This is a genomic window from Pseudomonas sp. zbq_18 (assembly GCF_043102245.1).
Taxonomy (GTDB): domain Bacteria; phylum Pseudomonadota; class Gammaproteobacteria; order Pseudomonadales; family Pseudomonadaceae; genus Aquipseudomonas.
Genome location: NZ_JBICIT010000025.1, coordinates 18,300 through 39,368 on the forward strand (window position 1 = coordinate 18,300; position 21,069 = coordinate 39,368).

Below are 21,069 nucleotides of genomic sequence, written 5' to 3' on the forward strand. Positions count from 1 at the left end.
GCGCCCTTTGTCCGAGCCTGCAGCAGAACACGCCCATGCCCCGTAAAACCTGGCGCGCCGCCCTTGCCACCTATGCCCACCCGGCGGCCCTGGCCTTGCTGCTGCTCGGGTTCGCGGCCGGCCTACCCTACATGCTGGTGTTTTCCACCCTCTCGGTATGGCTGCGCGAGGCCGGTGTAGCGCACCAGACCATCGGCTATGCCAGCCTGATCGGCCTGGCCTACGCGTTCAAATGGGTCTGGGCGCCCATGCTCGACCAGTGGCGCTTGCCTGTCCTGGGTCGCCTTGGCCGGCGTCGCTCCTGGCTGGTGCTGTCGCAGGTGCTGGTCGCCCTTGGCCTGATTGGCATGGCGCTGTGCAACCCACAGGAACATCTATCCTGGCTGATCGCCGTAGCGGTGGTGGTTGCCTTTGCCTCGGCCACCCAGGACATTGCGGTAGACGCTTACCGTCTGGAAATCGTTGACGACAGCCGCCAGGCCGCCCTGGCCGCCAGCTATATGACTGGCTACCGCGTCGCGGCCCTGCTGGCCACGGCCGGCGCGCTGTACTTCGCCGGCTGGTTCGGCACGCCGGGTACCGGTTACCAGCATGGGGCCTGGGCCAGCACCTATCTGCTGTTCGCCCTGTTGATGCTGCCTGGGGTGATCACCACCCTGTGGATGTGTGAGCCGCCGGTGCCCATGCAGACGCAGATGGCGGCGGCGCGCTACGGCTTATATCGTCAGCTGGCGTCGGTACTGGTACTGATCGTACTGCTGGTTTCGGTGCCTGCGATGTTCACCCAGCTCTTCCAGAGCGATGCATGGCTGACGCTGCAGGGTGAGACGGGGCTGGTCGAGCTGATCCGCGACGACCGCGCCTTCCTGCGCTTCCTGCTCTACCTGGTACTTACCAGCCTGTGCCTGTCGCGCATGGGCCGTCGCGGTCTGGCTCCGGTGCTGACGCCGGTCAACGACTTCATCCTGCGCTACCGCTGGCAGGCGCTGTTGCTGCTGGGGCTGATCGCCACCTATCGCATGTCGGACACCGTGATGGGCGTCATGGCCAACGTGTTCTATATCGACATGGGCTTCGCCAAGAGCCAGATCGCCAGCGTCAGCAAACTGTTCGGCCTGGTGATGACCCTGCTCGGGGCGGCCCTCGGCGGCCTGCTGATCGTGCGCTTCGGCATCCTGCCGATCCTGCTGCTGGGCGGCGTCGCATCGGCCGCCACCAACCTGCTGTTCGCCAGCCTGTCTGGGTTAGGGGTCATCGCCGCCCCCCTCGACTACGCCGAACGCACGGCCTGGGAGTTGATCGAGGCCCTGGACCCGCACATGCTGATGCTGGTGCTGACCATCACCCTGGACAACCTCAGCTCGGGCCTGGCCACCGCGGCTTTCGTCGCCTACCTGTCGAGCCTGACCAACCTCAAGTTCTCCGCCACCCAGTACGCGCTGCTCAGCTCCATCATGCTGCTGCTGCCACGCCTGGTCGGCGGATACTCCGGAGTGATGGTGGAAAAGCTGGGCTACGCGCAGTTCTTCCTTGCCACCGCCCTGCTCGGCATCCCCACCCTGCTGCTGATCATCCTGCAGTGGCGGCGCGGCGGCGCGCTGGTGAGCGAGCCGAGCAAGGTGTGACTCAGGCCGAAGCCTCGGAACTGATCATGCGCACCACCCGCTGCGGGAACGGAATGTCGATACCCGCCTGACGCAGACCATCGCGCACGCCCTCGTTGAGCATGAACATGACGCCCCAGTAGTCGCTGTTGTTGACCCACAGGCGCAGCGACAGGGTGATTGCACTGTCGCCCAGCGAGGTCACCACCACTTCCGGTGCCGGCTCGGCCAGCACCCGCGAATCCCGCGCCAGGCCCAGCAGCACTTCGCGCGCGGCCTGCAGGTCGGCGTCGTAGTCCACGCCGATATTGAAGATCACCTTGCGCGTGGCCTGATGCGAGCTGTTGACGATCGCACCATTGCTCAGCGAACCGTTGGGCAGGATCACGGTCTTGTTATCCACGGTGCGCAGCACGGTGTGAAAGATCTGGATACTGTCGACCGTACCCGCCACCCCCTGGGCCTCGATCCAGTCGCCAATGCGGAACGGACGGAACAGCAGAATCAGTACACCGCCGGCGAAGTTCGCCAAGCTGCCCTGCAGCGCCAGGCCAATGGCCAGTCCCGCCGCACCAATCACAGCAATGAAGGAGGCGGTCGAAATACCGATCATCGAGGCAACGCTGACCACCAGCAGCACCTTGAGGCCCATATTGGCCAGGCTGCCGATGAAACTGGTCAGCGCGGCATCCACCCGCCGTCCGCCCATCAAGGCCTGCAGCCTATGGGTCAAACGATTGATCAGCCACCAACCCAGCAGCAGCGTGAACAGCGCCAGAGTCAGCTTGCCGCTGTACTCCAGCACCACCGGCAACCAGCTTTCGGACAGTTTGATCATCTCGTCGAGATTGAACTCCATGGGGGTCACTCCTTTTTTCGGACAGCTAAAACGCCACCGCCATGGCGGGCCATGGCGGTGAAGGGTGTTCTATAGGGACGCCGGCAAGGCGTCAGGGTTCCGCCAGGCTGGCTTAGTCGCGGAAGTTGTTGTACTGCAGCGGCATGCCGAACTCCTTGCCACGCAGAGCTGCAATGGCCTCCTGCAGGTCATCGCGCTTCTTACCGGTGACGCGTACCTGCTCGCCCTGGATAGCCGCCTGAACCTTCAGCTTGCTGTCCTTGATATGGGCGACGATCTTCTTCGCCAGCTCCTTGTCGATGCCCTCGCGGAAGGTCACCTCCTGCTTCATCACCTTGCCGGAGGCGTAGGCATCCTTGGTTTCCATGCACTGGCAATCGATCTTGCGCTTGATCAGACAACTGCGCACGATGTCGAGCATCTGCTCCAGCATGAATTCGGCTTCGGCGGTCAGGGTCAGGCTCTTGTCCTTGCTTTCGATGCTGCACTTGCCGCGCAGGTCGAAGCGTCGTTCGAGCTCCTTGATGGCATTGTCGACCGCATTGGTCAGTTCGTGTTTGTCCAGTTCCGACACGACGTCGAACGAAGGCATGAGCTAGCTCCTGATGGACGGCGCGATCCTCCGCACGGAGTGAGCACGCCTGACTTGACGATAAAAATGGCGCGCCCATTATAACCAGTCTGATACGCACCGTTCGTCGCTGCGCCTTTCCCCTTCTACTTCAGTCGAGCTGCCAGCAATGCCCAACCCCCATCTCAGCATCCTGGTAGTGGACGATGCCAAGTTCTCCAGCGCCATGATCGGCCGCGCCCTGAGCCAGGCTGGCTACCAGGACGTACGTTTCGCCAACAGTGCTGCCGAGGCTCTGCGCCAGCTGGAGAAACGCCCCGCCAGCGTGCTGCTGGCCGACTGGCTGATGCCGGAGATGGACGGCCTGGAGCTGACCGGACGCGTACGCCAGCTGGACGAAACCGCCGAGCACTACACCTACGTCATCCTGCTCACCGGCAAGGAAGGTGAAAACGTACTGGCCGAGGCCTTCGACCGAGGCGTCGATGACTTCATCAGCAAATCCTCGATGAATGAGCAATTGATGCCCCGGGTGTATGCCGCCGACCGCCTGTGCAACAACCTGCAGCGCCTGCTGAACGAAAACCGCATGCTGACGCAGAACATCGCCAGCCTGGAGCAGCGCAATCTGGTCGACCCGCTGACCGGCCTCGGCAACCCGCGCTACCTGCAACAGAAGCTGGCAGACAGCCTACGCCAGGTCGAGTCGCGTGGCGGCGCCCTGTGCTACCTGTTGATCGGCCTGCAGGAAGGCGACGCGCTGCGTCGCCAGCACGGCAACGGTTTCTGGAACGAAGTGCTGCATGGCGTCGCCCGGCGCCTGCAACAACTGGTACGGCCGCTGGACGTGCTGACCCGGGTGGACGAAAACCACTTCGGCATCGTCACCCTGATCGAAGACCTGCAGGAGTGCTCGCCGAGCAGCTTCAAGCGCATGCATGACGGCCTCAACCTCAAGGCTTTCAAGACCAGCGAAGGGTTCATCAGCCTCAAGGCCGGTATCGCCCTGGTCGGCCTGGACGCCAAGTCCCTGCCCGTCGAACCCCGCCAACTGTTTGCCGAGGCCACCCGCCTGCTGCCCGAGTCCTACGTCAGCGGTCGGGTCAGCGCGGCGCGCCTGCCGCTGCCGCAGTGAATACCTGGTACATCCTCGGTGCCGGCAGCCTGGGTACACTCTGGGCCGCGCGCCTGGCCCGTGCAGGCCTGCCGGTCAAACTGCTCCTGCGTGACAGCACCCGCCTGAGCCGCTACCGCAGTGGCGGTGGCTTGAGCCTGGTGGAAAATGGCCAGACCAGCCTCTACCCCATCCCAGCGGAAACGGCCCAAGGCGGCACACCAATCGGCCGCGTGCTGCTGGCCTGCAAGGCCTACGATGCCGAAGAAGCGGCGGCCAGCCTCGCACCGCGCCTGAGCCCAGGCGCCGAGATCATCCTGCTGCAGAATGGCCTCGGCAGCCAGCAGGCCGTCGCCGAGCGACTGCCCAAGGCTCACTGCATCTTTGCCTCGAGCACCGAGGGCGCCTTTCGTGACGGCCCATTTCGCGCGGTTTTCGCCGGCCAGGGCCACACCTGGCTGGGGCAACCCGGCCAATCGGCAGAGCCTGCCTGGCTGAACGAACTGAGCCAGGCAGGCATCCCTCATCAGTGGACTGCGGACATCCTGGGCAAGCTATGGCGCAAGCTGGCGCTGAATTGCGCCATCAATCCACTGACCGTGCTGCACGGCTGCCAAAATGGCGGACTGCGCGATTTTCCCGAAGAAGTCGCCAATCTCTGCCGAGAACTGAGCGAACTTTTACTCCGCGCGGGGCAGCCCGAGGCCGCCAGCGGCTTGCACGAACAGGTACAGGGCGTGATCGAGCACACCGCGGCCAACTACTCCTCCATGTATCAGGACGTTCAGGCTGGGCGGCGCACCGAGATCAGCTTCCTGCTTGGCTATGCCTGTCATGAAGGTGAACGCCTGGGCCTGAGCCTGCCGCACCTGAAGGGCCTGCAGCAGCGCCTGCTGGCAGCACTGCAGGCCCGCGGATTGCCCCTGACCTGAAGCGAGGCTAACCTGCCCTTCCCTCTTGCTTGGAAGCCGCACCCTTGAGCCGTCTTCGCCAGCGCCTCGACAACCTGCCGGTTGGCCGCAAGCTGCTTGCCGCGCTGCTGGTACTACTGGCCACCGTCATGCTGGTGGCCAACCTGGCCTTCATCAGCGCCGCCTACTGGATCTCCCAGGAAAGTGTCGCACCGCAGGCTTTGCAAACGCTCGGCAGGCTGATCGCCACTTCGCACATCAGCAACGCCGCCTTGGCCTCGCCGGAGCAAGCCCGGCAACTGCTGGAACACCTGGACAGCTACACCCCGCTGCGTGCCGCAGCCCTCTACAACAGCGCCGGCCAACGCCTGGCCGAACTACAACTGGGCAAGCCCCTGCAGTTGCCTGCGCACAGCGAAGATCTAGAGCACTGGCGCCAGGGCGAATTCCGCACCACCCAACTCATCGACCTGCCCCAGGCAGGCAAACCTCCCGGACGCCTGCTGCTGGTCGCCTCCAGCGAGTTACCGGGTGCCTTCTACACCGGCACACTCACCGCCAGCGGCGTGATTCTGGTCATCAGCGTCATGCTCTGGGCGCTGATCGCGCGCCAGATCAAACGTCTGATCACTCGCCCCATCCGCCAGCTGGAAGAGCTCTCGCGCCAGGTCACCCGCGAGGAGAACTACGCGCTGCGCTCTGCCCGCGGCAACCAGGATGAGATCGGCAGCCTGGCCGACGCCTTCAACACCATGCTCAGCCGCATGGAAGCCCGCGAACAACAGCTCAAGCGCGCCCGTGATGATGCCGAGAGTGCCTTCGCCCAGGCCCAGAGCCTGGCCGAGGAAACCCGCCACTCCAATCGCAAGCTGGAACTGGAGGTGCAGGTACGCAGCAAGATCGAGAAAAAGCTCACCGGCTTCCAGAACTACCTCAACAACATCATCGACTCCATGCCCTCGGCGCTGATCGCCGTCGATGATCAACTCTACGTCACCCAGTGGAACCAGGAAGCCAGCGCGCTTTCAGGCACGCCACTGAACGCGGCGCTGAACCAGCCGGTGTTTCTCGCCTTTCCACCGCTCAAGCCCTTTCTGCCACAACTCAAGCGAGCCGCCGAGAAGCATCAGGTAGAAAAGGTCGAACGCGTCACCTGGCTGCGCGGAGACGAACCCCATCACTACGCCCTGACCTTCTACCCGCTGATGGGGGCCAGTGGTCGCGGCGCGGTCATCCGTATCGACGACATCACCCAGCGCCTGTCCCTCGAGGAAATGATGGTGCAGTCGGAGAAGATGCTCTCGGTCGGCGGCCTGGCCGCCGGCATGGCCCATGAGATCAACAACCCCCTCGGCGCCATCCTGCACAACGTGCAGAACGTGCGCCGGCGCCTGTCCGCCGAGCTGGCGAAGAACCAGGAACAGGCACGCGCCGTCGGTATCGCCCTGGACGACGTCAACGCCTACCTGCAGGCTAGGGAGATTCCACAGCTGCTCGACGGCATTCAGCAGGCCGGCTCGCGGGCGGCGAAGATCGTCAGCCACATGCTCGCCTTCAGTCGGCGCAGTAATCGCCAGCTGGCGCCCTGCCAGCTGCCGCAGCTGATCGAGCAGGCCCTGGAAATCGCCGGCAATGACTTCGACCTCACGGAAAGCTTCGACTTCAAGGGCCTGACCATCGTCCGCGACTTCGATCCGCAGCTGGAACCGGTACCGGCCACCGCCAACGAGCTGGAGCAGGTCATTCTCAACCTGCTGAAGAACGCCGCCCAGGCCATTCACCTGCGCGACGACGACCACCAACCGGGGCGCATCATCCTGCGTACCCGGCGCACCCCGCCCTGGGCCGAAATCCAGGTGGAGGACAACGGCGTGGGCATGCCGGAGAGCGTGCGCAAGCGCATCTTCGAGCCCTTCTTCACTACCAAGGAAGTGGGTCAGGGCACCGGCCTGGGCCTGTCCGTGTCGTATTTCATCGTCACCAACAACCACAAGGGCCAGCTGGAAGTGCACTCCACCCCCGGCCAGGGCACCTGCTTCACCCTGCGCCTGCCGCTGACGGCGGCGCCCGAACAGATGAGTCACTGAAATGGGTTACCGACTGAGCAAGATCTACACGAAGACCGGCGACAAGGGCGAGACCGGCCTGGCCGATGGCCGCAGGGTGAGCAAGGACCACCCGCGGATCGAGGCCATGGGTGAGCTGGACAACCTCAACAGCCAGATCGGCCTGCTGCTCGCCGAACTGGCCGAGCAGCAATCCGCCTGCCCCGGACTTAGCGAGATCAGCGACGTTCTGGCGCCCTGCCAGCACCGCCTGTTCGACCTTGGCGGCGAACTGGCGATGCCCGAGTATCAGGCGCTGCAGGAAGACGAGGTGGCGCGTCTGGAAGTGGCCATCGACCAGTGGAACGAGGAAGTCGGCCCGCTCACCAACTTCATCCTGCCCGGCGGTTCGCGACTGATCGCTCAGGCTCATGTCTGCCGCGGCCTGGCGCGCAGCGCCGAGCGCCGCTGCCAGCACCTCAACGCCGTGGAGCCGCTACGCCCGGTGGGCATGGCCTACGTCAATCGTCTGTCCGACCTGCTGTTCGTCGCCGCGCGCCTGATCGCACGCCGCCAAGGCATTGCCGAAGTGCTCTGGAAGGCGGCGCAGAAGCCCTAGCCGGCATCTCACGCAGCGCGCCCGCGGCGGGCGTCGCTGCGCTCAACCTAGGCGGTCCGACCCAACCTGCGGATCACCCTTGCGGCCAGAAGGCGCGGATGCCTGCCACGCCCTGAGCGCCGATCTGCCAGGCGCGCTCGCGGTCGTCCGGCCCCACGCCACCCAGCAGATAGGCGGGAATATTGCTCTCGCGCAGCAGCTGCGCCGCCTGCTCCCAGCCCAACGGCGTGGCCTCGGGGTGGGTCTGCGTGGCCTGCAATGGTGACAGGGTGACGAAGTCGACGCCCATGCGCGCCGCTAGCGCCAACTCCTCCGCACCGTGACAGGACGCGGCCAGCCAGCGCTGGCCCGGGAAGGGCCGACCATTGGGCGCGTACTTGCGCAATTGTTCGGCGGTCAGGTGCCAGCCGGCGGCCGGAAAATCGCCGAGCCATTCCAGCGGCCCCTTGAGCATCAGCTGCGCCTTGCCGGCGCACAGCCCTTGAACGTCCACCGCCAGGTCACGGTACTGCGGGTCGAACATGTTCGGCGCGCGCAGCTGGATCAGCTTCGCCCCCGCCGCCAGGGCGGCGCGCACGCCACGCAGCAGTTCGGCCGGCTCGAGGCCATCCGGGGTGATCAGGTAGCTGTCAGGCAGGCGTGCCGCAGCCACTATCGGCTGGTTGGCGGCCGGGAACTCATAGTCGAGCAGCTCACGCTCGCTGGCCCAGGCCAGCGGCTGGCCCTCGGCGCCATGAGGTTCACCGCTGAAGGCACTCACCTCCCAGACATCCAGCAGCACCTGCTTGTCCGGATAGTCGTGGTGCACCTGAATCAGCGGCCGGGCCGCTTCGACACGGATACCCAGCTCCTCGTGCAGTTCGCGCGTCAGGGCATCGCGTACCTGCTCGCCGGCCTCCACCTTGCCTCCGGGAAACTCCCACAGGCCACCCTGGTGCTGGCTGGCAGCCCGCTTGGCGATCAGTACGCGGTCATCGTCGCCGCGGATCACCGCGGCGGCCACATGCACTCGCTTCATGCTTTGTTCTCCGTTTCCTGCAAACCGGCCTGATACCAACGCTGAAAGGCCGGCCATTGATAAATTGTCGTCACGTAGGCCTGCGCCTCCTGCGGCAGCAGCACCCGGTAACTGCGCAGGCGCGCCGTCACGGGCGCGAAGAAGGCATCGGCGATGCTCGCCTGGCCGAACAGGAAGGCGCCGTCCTGACCGTACTGCTCGCGGCAGCTCTGCCACAGGGCGCAGATGCGTGCGATGTCCGCCTGCACCTCGGCTGGCACCTCGGCCAGGGCCTTGTCGCGACTCAGGTCCATCGGCAAATGGCTGCGCAGAGCCACGAAGCCACTGTGCATCTCCGCGCAAGCCGAACGCGCCAGGGCACGGGCCGCCTGACCACGGGGCCACAGATGCGCCTCGGGGAAACGCTCGGCCAGGTACTCGGCGATGGCCAGTGAGTCCCAGATTACCCCGTCTTCGCTTTTCAGTACCGGCACCTTGCCGGTAGGCGAATGCTGCAGCAAATGCCGCCGGCTCTCGGGGCCATACAGCGAGACCAGGACTTCCTCGTAGGGCGCGCCAGCCAGCTCCAGCGTCAACCAGGCGCGCAGCGACCAGGACGAGTAGTTCTTGTTGCCGATGACCAGGGTGAGGGACATGGAGCTCTCCAAATCAGGTGGGTTGGACCGACCTTAAGAGCGCCCCAGGCCAATAGCAAATTCCCGGTATTCATGGAGCCATGACTACCGGGAATCCTGACACCACTCAGCGCTACGCGTGGATCAGGTGCGGTATTCCGCGTTGATCTTCACGTACTCATGGGACAGGTCGGTAGTCCAGATGGTTTCGCTGCAGGTGCCGCGACCCAGCTCGATACGGATGGTGATTTCCTCGCGCGCCATCACCGCCGCGCCCTGCGCCTCGGTGTAGGTGGAGGCACGGCCGCCCTGGCTGGCGATGCACACCTCGCCGAGAAACACGTCGATCTTGCTCACGTCCAGGCTCGGCACACCGGCATAGCCGACAGCGGCGAGGATGCGCCCCCAGTTGGGATCGGAGGCAAACAGTGCGGTCTTGATCAGCGGCGAGTGAGCCACGGCATAACCGACATCCAGGCACTCCTGGTGGGTACCGCCGCCATTGACCTGCACGGTGACGAACTTGGTCGCGCCCTCGCCGTCACGGACGATGGCCTGAGCCACTTCCATGAACACCTCGAAAACCGCCTGCTTGAGCTTGGCAAACAGCTCGCCGGAAGCACTGGTGATTTCCGGCAGCGCCGCCTGGCCAGTGGCGATCAGCATGCAGCAGTCGTTGGTCGAGGTATCGCCATCGATGGTGATGCGGTTGAACGATTTGTTCGCCGCATCGCGCACGAGGTCCTGCAGCACGCTGCGCGCCACCTTAGCGTCGGTGGCGATGTAGCCGAGCATGGTGGCCATGTTCGGGCGGATCATGCCGGCGCCCTTGCTGATGCCGGTCACGGTCACGGTTACGCCGTCATGCACGAACTGGCGGCTGGCGCCCTTGGGCAGGGTGTCGGTGGTCATGATGCCGGTGGCCGCTTCGGCCCAGTGGTTCTCGTGCAGATCATCCAGGGCCGCCTGCAGCGCGCCTTCGATCTTCTCCACTGGCAGTGGCTCGCCAATCACCCCGGTAGAGAACGGCAGCACGGCACCGTCAGGTACACCGGCCAGCGCAGCCAGGGCGGCACAGGTGCGGCGGGCATTGGTCAGGCCGTCCGGGCCGGTACCGGCGTTGGCGTTGCCGGTGTTGGTCAGCAGGTAACGCACTTCACCTTGCATGCGCTCGCGGGTCACCAGCACCGGCGCCGCGCAGAAGGCATTGGTGGTGGTCACCCCGGCCACGCGCGAACCTTCGGCGCAGCGCATCACCACCACGTCCTTGCGCCCGGGGCGCTTGATGCCGGCAGAGGCAATACCGAGTTCGAAACCGGGAACCGGGTGCAGAGTAGGCAGGGGACCAAGACCGACGGCCATGTGGAACGCTCCTTCGAAGGCAGTGCAGATGCCGCGACACGCGGCTGAGGTTGGAAAAACGCCGCGAGCGGCAGAGCCGGTCGCGGCGTTGTCTATATAGCAGGCCCGGCCTGGATCAGCTCAGCTGACCGTGGCAGTGCTTGTACTTCTTGCCGGAGCCGCACGGACAGGGCTCGTTGCGACCGATCTTCGGCTCGCTACGCACCGCACTGGCCACGGCCACGTCACCCTCGGCCTCCGCTGCTTCGGCACCGGGCATAGCCGAAGCCTCGGCATGCTGGAACTGCATGCGGGCGGCCATGGCTTCGGCCTCCCGACGCAGACGCGCCTCTTCTTCAGCCGGATCCTCGCGACGCACCTGAACATGGGACAGTACGCGAATGGTGTCACGCTTGATCGAGTCGAGCAGCTCCTGAAACAGGGTGAAGGACTCACGCTTGTATTCCTGCTTGGGGTTCTTCTGCGCATAGCCGCGCAGATGAATGCCGTGGCGCAGGTGATCCATGGTCGCCAGGTGGTCTTTCCACAGGTCGTCGAGCACGCGCAGCAGCATCTGCTTCTCGAAGGTACGCAGGGCCTCCGCACCAGCCAGGGACTCCTTCTCGGCATAGGCGGTCAGCAGTTCCTGGAGGATGCGCTCGCGCAGGGTCTCCTCGTACAGCTTCTCGTCTTCATCGAGCCACTGCTGGATCGGCAGCTGGATGGCGAAATCACTGTTCAGCGCCGCTTCCAGGCCCTGGATATCCCACTGTTCCGGCAGCGACTGTGGGGGGATATGGGCGTCAATGGTGGCGGCCAGGGCTTCTTCGCGGAACTCGGTGATGGTTTCGGCAACATCGTTGGACGCCAGCAGGCTGTTGCGCATGTGGTAGATCACCTTGCGCTGCTCGTTGGCCACATCGTCGTACTCAAGCAGCTGCTTGCGCATGTCGAAGTTGCGCCCCTCGACCTTGCGCTGGGCCTTCTCGATGGCGTTGGTCACCATGCCGTGCTCGATGGCCTCGCCGGACTGCATGCCCAGGGCTTTCATGAAATTCTTCACCCGGTCGGAGGCGAAGATGCGCATCAGGTTGTCTTCCAGCGACAGGTAGAAGCGGCTGGAACCCGGATCACCCTGGCGGCCGGCACGGCCACGCAGCTGGTTGTCGATACGGCGGGACTCGTGGCGCTCGGAAGCAATCACGTGCAGGCCGCCGGCCTCGATCACCTGCTGATGGCGCTTCTGCCACTCGGCCTTGATCTGTGCGATCTGCTCTTCGCTCGGGTTTTCCAGGCCGGCCACTTCGGCCTCCCAGTTGCCACCGAGGAGAATGTCGGTACCGCGACCGGCCATGTTGGTGGCCAGTGTCACGGCGCCTGGACGCCCCGCCTGGGCGATGATCTCGGCTTCCTTCTCGTGGTACTTGGCGTTGAGCACCTTATGCTCGATGCCGGCCTGCTCCATGAGCTTGGAAACGTACTCGGAGGTCTCGATGGACGCGGTACCGACCAGGATCGGCCGGCCCTGGGCCTGGCTTTCCTTGATGTCGGTGATGATCGCCTGGTACTTCTCTTCCTGGGTCAGGTACACCAGGTCGTTGTAGTCCTTTCGGGCAATCGGACGGTGCGTCGGAATCACCACCACGTCGAGACCGTAAATCTGGCGGAACTCGAAGGCTTCGGTGTCGGCAGTACCGGTCATGCCGGCCAGCTTGTTGTACAGGCGGAAATAGTTCTGGAAGGTGGTCGAAGCCAGGGTCTGGCTCTCGGCCTGAATATTCACCCCCTCCTTGGCCTCGATGGCCTGGTGCAGGCCTTCGGACAGACGACGACCGGGCATGGTACGGCCGGTGTGTTCGTCGATCAGGATCACCTGGCCGTTCTGCACGATGTATTCGATGTTGCGATGGAACAGCTTGTGCGCACGCAGACCGGCATAGACGTGGGTCAGCAGGCTGAGGTTGTGCGCGGAGTACAGGCTCTCGCCCTCGCCCAGCAGGCCGGAGGCGGTGAGCATTTCCTCGACGTACTGGTGGCCGGACTCGTTGAGCTCGACCTGGCGGGCCTTCTCATCGATCTTGTAGTGGCCTTCCTGGGTAACGACGCCCTCCTCTTCCTCGATGTGCTGGGTGAGGCGCGGGATCAGCTTGTTGATCTCCATGTACAGACGCGAACTGTCTTCGGCCTGCCCGGAGATGATCAGCGGTGTACGCGCTTCGTCGATGAGGATGGAGTCCACTTCGTCGACCACGGCGAAATTCAGCTCGCGCTGGAACTTGTCTTCCAGGCTGAACGCCATGTTGTCGCGCAGGTAGTCGAAACCGAATTCGTTGTTGGTACCGTAGGTGATGTCGCTGGCGTAGGCGGCACGTTTCTCTTCCGGCGGCTGGAACGGGGTGACCACGCCCACCGACAGGCCGAGGAACTCATACAACGGGCGCATCCAGTTGGCGTCACGGCGAGCCAGGTAGTCGTTCACCGTGACCACGTGCACACCCTTGCCGGACAGTGCGTTGAGGTACACCGCCAGGGTGCCCACCAGGGTCTTGCCTTCACCGGTGCGCATCTCGGCGATCTTGCCTTCGTGCAGGGTCATGCCACCGATCAGCTGCACATCGAAGTGGCGCATGCCCATCACCCGCTTGCCGGCCTCCCGCGCCACGGCGAAAGCTTCCGGCAGCAACTGGTCAAGGGTTTCCCCCTTGGCCAGGCGTGCTTTGAACTCGTCGGTCTTGGCTTTGAGTTGCTCGTCGGAGAGCGACAGTAGCTGCTCTTCCAGGGCGTTGATCGCGGTCACTGTCTTGAGCATGCGTTTGACTTCACGCTCGTTCTTGCTTCCAAAAAGTTTCTTCAACAGTGGCGCAAACATATCGACGGATTCTTCCACGCTGGGGGATGGAGAGTGGTGCCTGAGCACGACCCGGCAGCCAGCTCGGCTGCGTGCGAAAGGGGGCATTCTACCCGGAAACGTTGGTGAGAAAAGGGCGAACTCCCACACCACTGCCGCATACTGCCAGCAGACCGTTCAACTCTATATGGGGACGAGCACCGACAGCTGCAAGGGCCTTTGCTAAGATGGCGAACATCTCCATCGAGCCCAGCCAATGAACCATCGCCCACCTGTCGCCAAGACTCCCAGCGCACTGCTGCGCGAGCACCGCCCGCTGCAGGCGTTGCTCAGCGCAGCCCAGCGCCTGGAGAAGCTGCAGGCGCTGGTGGAAACGCAACTGGAACCCGCGGCGCGCGAGCATTGCCTGGTGGCCAGCTGGCAAGCCGGCTGCCTGTTGCTACTCACCAGCAACGGTCACTGGGCAACTCGCCTGCACTATCAGCAGCGCCGGCTACAGCGCGCTCTGCAGCAACTTCCGGAATTCGCCGAACTGCAGAAGATCCAGGTGAAGGTACGCCCTCCAAATACCCAGGTAGCCTACCAGGGGCACACGGTCGAGTTGTCCCAGTCTGCGGCCGAAAGCCTCAACTGCGCAGCCGAAGGCATCCGCGACCCGAAGCTACGCGCAGCACTGGAACGCCTGGCCCGTAACGCCAAGTAACGAGAAACGAAAAGGCCACCCGAAGGTGGCCTTTTAGCTACGCGAAAGAGTCCTGCACTTAGCCGGCCGCAACCGGGCGCATGTAGGAAATCGGCGCGGTGCTGGCGTCATCGAACACCACCACTTCCCAGGCATCGGTCTGCTCCATCAGCGTACGCAGCAGGCGGTTGTTCAGCGCGTGCCCGGACTTGAAGCCCTTGAACTCGCCGATCAGGCTGTTGCCCAGCAGATAGAGGTCGCCAATGGCGTCGAGGATCTTGTGCTTGACGAACTCGTCCTCATAACGGAGGCCGTCTTCGTTAAGCACGCGGAACTCGTCGACCACGATGGCGTTATCCACGCTACCCCCCAGCGCCAGGTTGTTCGAACGAAGGAATTCGATGTCGCGCATGAAACCGAAGGTGCGTGCGCGGCTGACTTCCTTGACGAAGGAGGTGCTGGAGAAATCGACGCTGGCGGTCTGAGTACGACCGCGGAACACCGGGTGATCGAAATCGATCTCGAAGCTCACCTTGAAGCCGTCGAAGGGCAGGAAGGTGGCACGCTTGTCGCCCTCCTCCACGCTCACTTCGCGCAGGACCCGGATGAACTTCTTGGGGGCGTCCTGCTCTTCCAGTCCGGCGGACTGAATCAGGAATACAAAGGGACCGGCGCTGCCGTCCATGATCGGAACTTCGGATGCCGAGAGCTCGACGTAGGCGTTATCGATGCCCAGGCCTGCCATGGCCGAAAGCAAGTGCTCAACGGTATCCACCTTGACGTCACCATTGACCAGCGTGGTCGACATGGTGGTCTCACCGACATTCTCGGCGCGGGCGGGGATTTCCACGACCGGATCCAGATCGGTGCGACGGAACACGATACCGGTATCCACAGGGGCTGGCTTGAGGGTCAGGTACACCTTCTCCCCAGAGTGCAGGCCAACACCGGTGGCGCGGATGATGTTCTTCAGGGTGCGTTGTCTGATCATGGTTTTGGCTGCTTGTGCGCTTGTTGCGAACTGTTTTCAACAATGGGCGGCGATAATAGCAGAACCGCCCTTTGCTGAACACCAATCACCGATATACTCCTGATAGACAGCATCAATCAGCCTGACGACGCAGGAAAGCCGGAATATCGAGATAGTCCAGGTCATCCTGAGTATTCAGCTTGGCTGCTGCGGCACTACCGGCAAGGCTCTGGCGCTGAACAGTCGGGCGCTCGTAGTCCTTGTAGTTGACGGCCGGCTGCTCGGCAGCACGCGGTGCGGCAGCGTTCAGGGTAGCGGCGGCAGACGGTGCAGCAGCCTGCACGGTATTGTCGATAACCTTGACCGGCTTCTCGATTCGCGCACCCAGGCCAGTCGCCACCACGGTCACATGCAGTTCGTCGCGCATATCCGGATCGATCACCGCACCGACCTTGACGGTGGCGGCCTCGGAGGCAAACGCCTCGATGATCTCACCTACGGCGGCGTACTCGCCCAGGGACAGATCCAGACCAGCGGTGATGTTGACCAGAATGCCGCGGGCGCCCTGCAGGTTGACGTCTTCCAGCAGCGGGTTGCGGATGGCCGCTTCAGTGGCTTCACGTGCACGGTTCGGACCGCTGGCGGCGCCAGTGCCCATCATGGCCATGCCCATCTCGCCCATCACGGTCTTCACGTCGGCGAAGTCGACGTTCATCAGGCCCGGACGCTGCATGATGTCGGAGATACCGCGCACCGCGCCGGAGAGCACGTCGTCAGCCTTGGCGAAGGCGGACAGCAGGCTGGCGTCCTTGCCGAGAATGGTCAGCAGCTTCTCGTTGGGGATGGTGATCAGCGAGTCGACGCACTCGGACAGGGCACGAATACCCTCGTCGGCGACCTGCATGCGCTTGCGGCCTTCGAAGGGGAACGGACGGGTCACCACCGCGACGGTGAGGATGCCCATTTCCTTGGCCACTTCGGCGATGATCGGCGCCGCGCCGGTACCGGTACCGCCGCCCATGCCGGTGGTGATGAAGACCATGTCCGCGCCTTGCAGCACTTCGGCGATGCGATCACGGTCTTCCATGGCGGCCTGACGGCCGATTTCCGGGTTGGTGCCGGCGCCCAGGCCCTTGGTCACGCCTGGACCGAGTTGCAGCACACTGCGTGCGCCGACGTTCTTCAACGCCTGCGCATCGGTGTTGGCGCAGATGAACTCCACGCCTTCGACGTTGTTCTTGATCATGTGGTTGACAGCGTTACCGCCGCCGCCGCCCACGCCGATCACCTTGATCACTGCACTTTGAGGCGCGTTATCTACGAGCTCGAACATATCCCCTCTCCTTCCTTTTTAGTTTTATCGCCTACAACTACCGCGGGTTACACATCAGAAATTGCCCTGGACCCAGCGTTTCAGCCGTTCCAGTACAGGTGTCTTGGGCTCATCGCCAAATTGAATGCCGGGAGCGTGATAGCCGTCGGCCTGCTTCTGCAGCCCGTACATCAGCAGCCCCACGCCGGTGGAATAGATCGGGTTGCGCACCACGTCGGTCAGACCCTTGACGCTGTGCGGCACACCCAGACGCACCGGCATATGGAAAATTTCTTCGGCCAGTTCTACAGCACCTTCCATCTTGGCGGTGCCACCGGTCAGCACGATGCCGGCCGGAATCATGTCTTCGTAGCCACTGCGACGCAGCTCGGCCTGGATCAGGGTGAACAGCTCGTCGTAGCGCGGCTCGACCACTTCGGCCAGGGACTGGCGCGACAGGTCGCGGGGGGCGCGCTCACCGACGCTGGGCACCTTGATGGTCTCGCCGGCGCCAGCCAGCTTGGCCAGGGCGCAGGCGTAGCGAATCTTGATCTCTTCGGCGTACTGGGTCGGCGTACGCAGGGCCATGGCGATGTCGTTGGTGACCTGGTCGCCGGCAATCGGAATCACCGCCGTGTGGCGAATGGCGCCTTCGGTGAAGATGGCGATGTCGGTGGTACCACCGCCGATATCGACCAGGCACACGCCCAGCTCCTTCTCGTCCTCGGTCAGCACCGAGTAGGCGGAAGCCAGCTGTTCGAGAATGATGTCGTCCACTTCCAGGCCGCAGCGGCGCACGCACTTCTCGATGTTCTGCGCGGCGTTGGTGGCGCAGGTAACCACATGCACCTTGGCCTCCAGGCGTACGCCGGACATGCCCATGGGCTCGCGCACACCTTCCTGGTTATCGATCACGTAGTCCTGCGGCAGGGTGTGCAGCACGCGCTGGTCGGCCGGAATGGCCACCGCCTGGGCGGCATCCAGTACGCGCTCCAGATCGGCCGGGCTGACCTCGCGATCACGAATGGCGACGATGCCGTGGCTGTTCAGGCTGCGGATATGGTTGCCGGCAATGCCGACGAAGGCCGAGTGGATGCGGCAGCCGGCCATCAGCTGCGCTTCTTCGATGGCGCGCTGGATCGACTGCACGGTGGACTCGATGTTCACCACCACGCCCTTCTTCAAACCGCGCGACGGGCTGGTGCCGATGCCGACGATGTCCAGCTCGCCATCGGCCGTCACCTCGCCCACCAGCGCCACCACCTTGGAGGTGCCGATGTCCAGGCCGACGATCATCTTGCCGCTCTGCACGCTTGCCATGAGTTACCGTTCTCCTTGATTCACTGTGCGGCCGCGGCAACCGCCGCCGCTGGCGCCACCGGTTCGCGCCAGGCCACGGCGAGGCCGTTGGCGTAACGCAGGTCGATGCGCTCGATATTCGTCATCTGCTGCTTCAGCACCTTGTCGTGGATGGCAGCAAAGCGCCGCATCTTGTCCACCAGGTGATCCCGGCCGAGGAGAATCTCCACGCCCTGGGCGGTGCTGAGGAACCAGCTACCGTGCTCGCGCAACTCCAGGCGGGTGATGGAAAAGCCCATCGGCCGCAGGAGCTGGCTGAGCACCTGATACTGCTGCATCACCTGCTGCTGGGCGCGCTTAGGACCCGACAACAGGGGCAAGTGTTCGTAATTGGCTGCCTCGCTCGGACCGAAGGCACGGCCCTGGTTGTTGAGCAGCGCCTCGTTGCCCCAGCGCGCCACCGGCAACTGCTCCTGCAGGCTGATGGCGACCTGGTCCGGCCATACGCGGCGCACTTCGGCGTGGGCGATCCACGGCATCTGCTCCAGCTCGGCACGCATGCCGGCCAGGTCGACAGTGAAGAAGCTGGCCGAAACGAACGGCGCAATGCGCTCCTGCACCGCCTGCTGGCTGATGTAACTCAATTCACCCTGCACACTGATACGGCTGATCGGACGGTCGGCATAGGGAATCAGGCGCTGTGCCAGCTCATAGGTTCCCATGCCCAGGCCGAGCAGCATCAGCGGCCACAACAGCCGCTTGAGCCCACTGAAATCCGGCCGTGGCAGACGCGCGGACAGCGGCTGCTTGGGCACCATCCGGCTCGCCCCGCGCGCAGCAATGGGCTGACGCCGAGAGGCGCCTCCCATGGGCTGCGGGTGACGAACAGTGGCAACCATGCTTAACCCCTCGCCTCCACGCTATCGGCCAGGATCGCCAACACCAGTTGCTGGAAGTCCAGGCCGGCAGCGCGCGCAGCCATCGGCACCAGACTGTGATCGGTCATGCCCGGCACGGTGTTCACTTCCAGCAGCCAGAACTTGCCGTCGGCATCCTGCATCACATCGGCCCGGGCCCAACCCTGGGTGCCGACGGCCTCGCAGGCGCGCGCAGTCAATTCCTTCAGTTCAGCTTCCTTCTCGGTCGACAGGCCGCACGGCACGCGGTACTGGGTATCGCTGGCCAGATACTTGGCGTCGTAGTCGTAGAAGGTGTGCGGTGTGCCCAGGCCGATGGGCGGCAGCACTTCGCCGCGCAGCATGGCGACGGTGTACTCGGGGCCGTCGATCATCTGCTCGACCAGTACCTGCGAGTCGAACTGACTGGCGTCTTTCCAGGCAGCAATCAGTGCCTCCACATCGGCCACCTTGGCCATGCCGATGCTGGAACCTTCGTGAGCCGGCTTGACGAACAGCGGGAAGCCGAGCTCAGTGGCCGCAGCGCGGCAGTCCTCTTCGCAGGCCAGGGTGGCATGGGCAGGCGTCGGCAAACCCAGGCTCAGCCACACGCGCTTGGTGCGCAGCTTGTCCATGGCCAGTGCCGAAGCGAGGATGCCGCTGCCGGTGTAGGGAATGCCGGCGCACTCGAGCAAGCCCTGCATGGAGCCATCCTCACCGCCACGACCGTGCAGCACGATGAAGGCGCGGTCGATCTTCTCGGCGCTCAGGCGCTGCAGGAAGTCGTCACCCACGTCGATGCCGAAGGCGTCCACACCGGCCGCCTGCAAGGCTTCCAGCACGGCGGCGCCGGACTTCAGCGACACGGCACGCTCGGCACTCTTGCCGCCGAACAGCACGGCGACACGACCGAAGGCCTTGGGGTCGAGGGTGGATTGCAGACTCATTTCGACTCACCTTGAACAGCAAATAGCGGGTGCTTGAGCAGTTGCGGGGCCACGCCGCCGATATCGCCGGCGCCCTGGCACAGCAGAATGTCGCCGGCACGCAACAGCGGCTTGATGATCGGTGCCAGATCGGCGCCACGCTCGACGTAGATCGGGTCGAGCTGGCCGCGCTGGCGGATGCTGTGGGCCAGCTGGCGGCTGTCGGCGCCGGGGATCGGCTCTTCGCCGGCCGGGTAGACCTCCATCAGCAGCAACACGTTGGCGTCGCCCAACACCTGGACGAAGTCGTCGTACAGGTCGCGGGTACGGCTGAAACGGTGCGGCTGGTACAGGATCACCAGACGGCGCTCCGGCCAGCCGCCGCGCACGGCCTTGATCACCGCCGCCACTTCGCGCGGGTGGTGACCGTAGTCATCGACCAGCATCACGCTACCGCCGTCGACTGGCAGCTCGCCGTAGACCTGGAAGCGCCGGCCGACACCCTGAAAGCCCGACAGGCCCTGGACGATGGCGGCATCTTCGATGCCTTCGTCGCTGGCGATGGCGATGGTGGCCAGCGCGTTCAATACGTTGTGGTTGCCCGGCATGTTCACCGACACGTCCAGCGGCTCGCGGCCCGGGCGCAGCACGGTGAAGAAGGTCTGCATGCCCTGCTGGCGCACATTGATGGCGCGCACGTCGGCATCTTCGGCAAAGCCGTAGGTCACGGTCGGGCGTGCCACCTGCGGCAGCAACTCGCGCACCACCGGATCGTCCACGCAGAGCACGGCCAGGCCGTAGAACGGCAGGTTGTGCAGGAATTCGATGAAGGTCTTCTTCAGGACGTTGAAGTCGCCGCCATAGGTGCTCATGTGGTCGGCGTCGATGTTGGTGACCACCGAAACCATCGGCTGCAGGTGCAGGAAGCTGGCGTCGCTCTCGTCCGCCTCGGCGATCAGGAAACGGCTGCCACCCAGCTGGGCGTTGGTGCCGGCGGCGTTAAGACGGCCACCGATGACGAAGGTCGGGTCCAGGCCGCCAGCGGCGAATACCGAGGCCAGCAGGCTGGTGGTGGTGGTCTTGCCATGGGTTCCGGCAACGGCGATGCCGTGGCGGTAGCGCATCAACTCGGCCAGCATCTCGGCGCGCGGCACTACCGGAATGCGGCGTTCCAGGGCAGTGGCCACTTCCGGGTTAGAGGTATTGATGGCGCTGGACACCACCAGCACATCGGCCTGCTCGGCGTTCTCCGCGCGGTGGCCGATGAAGATCTGCGCGCCGAACTTTTCCAGGCGCTCGGTCACGGCCGAGGCCTTGAGGTCGGAGCCGGAAACTTCGTAGCCGAGGTTGAGCAGCACCTCGGCGATGCCGCACATGCCGGCGCCGCCGATGCCGACGAAGTGGATGCGGCGAATCCGGCGCATGCGGCGGATTTCGGAG

The 21,069-nt window shown here is 64.2% G+C and carries 17 protein-coding genes and 1 pseudogene; 6 read left to right on the forward strand and 12 right to left on the reverse strand.

Annotated elements, in window-relative coordinates; genetic code table 11:
* Positions 1-35: 35 nt before the first annotated feature.
* The gene (locus tag ACF8C6_RS18615; protein ID WP_392500693.1) at positions 36-1,625 is read left to right on the forward strand and encodes an AmpG family muropeptide MFS transporter; all 1,590 of its coding nucleotides are present in this window, start codon (positions 36-38) and stop codon (positions 1,623-1,625) included.
* A 1-nt stretch (position 1,626) separates the two neighbouring features.
* Here ACF8C6_RS18615 and ACF8C6_RS18620 read toward each other — a convergent pair whose 3' ends face one another.
* Both ACF8C6_RS18620 and ACF8C6_RS18625 read right to left on the reverse strand, forming a co-directional pair.
* On the reverse strand, positions 1,627-2,463 hold the full coding sequence (locus tag ACF8C6_RS18620; protein ID WP_392500695.1) for a mechanosensitive ion channel family protein: 837 nt from the start codon (positions 2,461-2,463) through the stop codon (positions 1,627-1,629).
* A gap of 112 nt (positions 2,464-2,575) precedes the next feature.
* Positions 2,576-3,055, reverse strand: coding sequence for a YajQ family cyclic di-GMP-binding protein (locus tag ACF8C6_RS18625; protein ID WP_277689216.1), 480 nt, complete (start codon positions 3,053-3,055; stop codon positions 2,576-2,578).
* A 142-nt stretch (positions 3,056-3,197) separates the two neighbouring features.
* Between ACF8C6_RS18625 and ACF8C6_RS18630 the strand changes: the two are divergent.
* The 4 genes and pseudogenes from ACF8C6_RS18630 to ACF8C6_RS18645 all read left to right on the forward strand — a co-directional run.
* Positions 3,198-4,169 (forward strand): annotated as a pseudogene (locus ACF8C6_RS18630) (response regulator); the annotation flags it as partial.
* A complete protein-coding gene (locus ACF8C6_RS18635; RefSeq protein WP_392500697.1) occupies positions 4,166-5,080 on the forward strand; it encodes a putative 2-dehydropantoate 2-reductase in 915 nt (304 codons plus the stop codon). The pseudogene ACF8C6_RS18630 and the gene ACF8C6_RS18635, both read left to right, overlap by 4 nt.
* Positions 5,081-5,124: 44 nt before the next feature.
* On the forward strand, positions 5,125-7,146 hold the full coding sequence (locus ACF8C6_RS18640) for an ATP-binding protein (RefSeq protein WP_392500699.1): 2,022 nt from the start codon (positions 5,125-5,127) through the stop codon (positions 7,144-7,146).
* Position 7,147: 1 nt separating this feature from the next.
* Positions 7,148-7,723, forward strand: coding sequence for a cob(I)yrinic acid a,c-diamide adenosyltransferase (locus ACF8C6_RS18645; protein ID WP_392500700.1), 576 nt, complete (start codon positions 7,148-7,150; stop codon positions 7,721-7,723).
* A 73-nt stretch (positions 7,724-7,796) separates the two neighbouring features.
* Here the strand turns inward: ACF8C6_RS18645 and ACF8C6_RS18650 are convergent, their stop codons facing one another.
* From ACF8C6_RS18650 to secA, 4 genes are all read right to left on the reverse strand, one after another.
* Positions 7,797-8,741 carry a Nudix family hydrolase gene (locus ACF8C6_RS18650; protein WP_392500702.1) on the reverse strand — a complete coding sequence of 315 codons (945 nt, stop codon included), beginning with the start codon at positions 8,739-8,741 and terminating at the stop codon, positions 7,797-7,799.
* Positions 8,738-9,376, reverse strand: coding sequence for a glutathione S-transferase family protein (locus ACF8C6_RS18655; RefSeq protein ID WP_392500704.1), 639 nt, complete (start codon positions 9,374-9,376; stop codon positions 8,738-8,740). Before ACF8C6_RS18655 ends, ACF8C6_RS18650 begins: the two co-directional genes overlap by 4 nt.
* A gap of 123 nt (positions 9,377-9,499) precedes the next feature.
* Positions 9,500-10,717 carry a bifunctional glutamate N-acetyltransferase/amino-acid acetyltransferase ArgJ gene (gene argJ, locus ACF8C6_RS18660; protein ID WP_392500706.1) on the reverse strand — a complete coding sequence of 406 codons (1,218 nt, stop codon included), beginning with the start codon at positions 10,715-10,717 and terminating at the stop codon, positions 9,500-9,502.
* Between the two features lie 115 nt (positions 10,718-10,832).
* Positions 10,833-13,565 carry a preprotein translocase subunit SecA gene (gene secA, locus ACF8C6_RS18665; RefSeq protein WP_392500707.1) on the reverse strand — a complete coding sequence of 911 codons (2,733 nt, stop codon included), beginning with the start codon at positions 13,563-13,565 and terminating at the stop codon, positions 10,833-10,835.
* Positions 13,566-13,800: 235 nt separating this feature from the next.
* Between secA and ACF8C6_RS18670 the strand changes: the two genes are divergently transcribed.
* A complete protein-coding gene (locus tag ACF8C6_RS18670) occupies positions 13,801-14,247 on the forward strand; it encodes a DUF721 domain-containing protein (RefSeq protein ID WP_392500708.1) in 447 nt (148 codons plus the stop codon).
* 58 nt (positions 14,248-14,305) lie between these two features.
* On the opposite strand, the gene lpxC is transcribed toward ACF8C6_RS18670, so the two are convergent.
* The 6 genes from lpxC to murC form a co-directional block, all read right to left on the reverse strand.
* Positions 14,306-15,217 (reverse strand): UDP-3-O-acyl-N-acetylglucosamine deacetylase, encoded by a 912-nt coding sequence (gene lpxC / locus ACF8C6_RS18675; RefSeq protein ID WP_392500709.1) that lies wholly within the window; start codon positions 15,215-15,217, stop codon positions 14,306-14,308.
* Positions 15,218-15,329: 112 nt separating this feature from the next.
* The gene (gene ftsZ, locus ACF8C6_RS18680; RefSeq protein ID WP_277689205.1) at positions 15,330-16,529 is read right to left on the reverse strand and encodes a cell division protein FtsZ; all 1,200 of its coding nucleotides are present in this window, start codon (positions 16,527-16,529) and stop codon (positions 15,330-15,332) included.
* A 54-nt stretch (positions 16,530-16,583) separates the two neighbouring features.
* Positions 16,584-17,828 (reverse strand): cell division protein FtsA, encoded by a 1,245-nt coding sequence (gene ftsA, locus ACF8C6_RS18685; RefSeq protein WP_392500710.1) that lies wholly within the window; start codon positions 17,826-17,828, stop codon positions 16,584-16,586.
* A gap of 20 nt (positions 17,829-17,848) precedes the next feature.
* Positions 17,849-18,676 carry a cell division protein FtsQ/DivIB gene (locus ACF8C6_RS18690; protein ID WP_392500743.1) on the reverse strand — a complete coding sequence of 276 codons (828 nt, stop codon included), beginning with the start codon at positions 18,674-18,676 and terminating at the stop codon, positions 17,849-17,851.
* Between the two features lie 32 nt (positions 18,677-18,708).
* A complete protein-coding gene (locus ACF8C6_RS18695) occupies positions 18,709-19,650 on the reverse strand; it encodes a D-alanine--D-alanine ligase (protein WP_392500712.1) in 942 nt (313 codons plus the stop codon).
* Positions 19,647-21,053 (reverse strand): UDP-N-acetylmuramate--L-alanine ligase, encoded by a 1,407-nt coding sequence (gene murC / locus ACF8C6_RS18700; RefSeq protein WP_392500745.1) that lies wholly within the window; start codon positions 21,051-21,053, stop codon positions 19,647-19,649. The genes ACF8C6_RS18695 and murC overlap by 4 nt, the downstream gene beginning before the upstream one ends.
* Between the last annotated feature and the right edge of the window lie 16 nt (positions 21,054-21,069).

Excerpts from the sequence above, each read along its gene's own strand:
- ACF8C6_RS18615 (WP_392500693.1), top strand. The coding sequence starts at position 36 with ATGCCCCGTAAAACCTGGCGCGCCGCCCTTGCCACCTATGCCCACCCG.
- ACF8C6_RS18620 (WP_392500695.1), bottom strand. The coding sequence starts at position 2,463 with ATGGAGTTCAATCTCGACGAGATGATCAAACTGTCCGAAAGCTGGTTG.
- ACF8C6_RS18625 (WP_277689216.1), bottom strand. The coding sequence starts at position 3,055 with ATGCCTTCGTTCGACGTCGTGTCGGAACTGGACAAACACGAACTGACC.
- ACF8C6_RS18645 (WP_392500700.1), top strand. The coding sequence starts at position 7,148 with ATGGGTTACCGACTGAGCAAGATCTACACGAAGACCGGCGACAAGGGC.
- ACF8C6_RS18650 (WP_392500702.1), bottom strand. The coding sequence starts at position 8,741 with ATGAAGCGAGTGCATGTGGCCGCCGCGGTGATCCGCGGCGACGATGAC.
- ACF8C6_RS18655 (WP_392500704.1), bottom strand. The coding sequence starts at position 9,376 with ATGTCCCTCACCCTGGTCATCGGCAACAAGAACTACTCGTCCTGGTCG.
- argJ (WP_392500706.1), bottom strand. The coding sequence starts at position 10,717 with ATGGCCGTCGGTCTTGGTCCCCTGCCTACTCTGCACCCGGTTCCCGGT.
- secA (WP_392500707.1), bottom strand. The coding sequence starts at position 13,565 with ATGTTTGCGCCACTGTTGAAGAAACTTTTTGGAAGCAAGAACGAGCGT.
- ACF8C6_RS18670 (WP_392500708.1), top strand. The coding sequence starts at position 13,801 with ATGAACCATCGCCCACCTGTCGCCAAGACTCCCAGCGCACTGCTGCGC.
- lpxC (WP_392500709.1), bottom strand. The coding sequence starts at position 15,217 with ATGATCAGACAACGCACCCTGAAGAACATCATCCGCGCCACCGGTGTT.
- ftsZ (WP_277689205.1), bottom strand. The coding sequence starts at position 16,529 with ATGTTCGAGCTCGTAGATAACGCGCCTCAAAGTGCAGTGATCAAGGTG.
- ftsA (WP_392500710.1), bottom strand. The coding sequence starts at position 17,828 with ATGGCAAGCGTGCAGAGCGGCAAGATGATCGTCGGCCTGGACATCGGC.
- ACF8C6_RS18690 (WP_392500743.1), bottom strand. The coding sequence starts at position 18,676 with ATGGGAGGCGCCTCTCGGCGTCAGCCCATTGCTGCGCGCGGGGCGAGC.
- ACF8C6_RS18695 (WP_392500712.1), bottom strand. The coding sequence starts at position 19,650 with ATGAGTCTGCAATCCACCCTCGACCCCAAGGCCTTCGGTCGTGTCGCC.
- murC (WP_392500745.1), bottom strand. The coding sequence starts at position 21,053 with ATGCGCCGGATTCGCCGCATCCACTTCGTCGGCATCGGCGGCGCCGGC.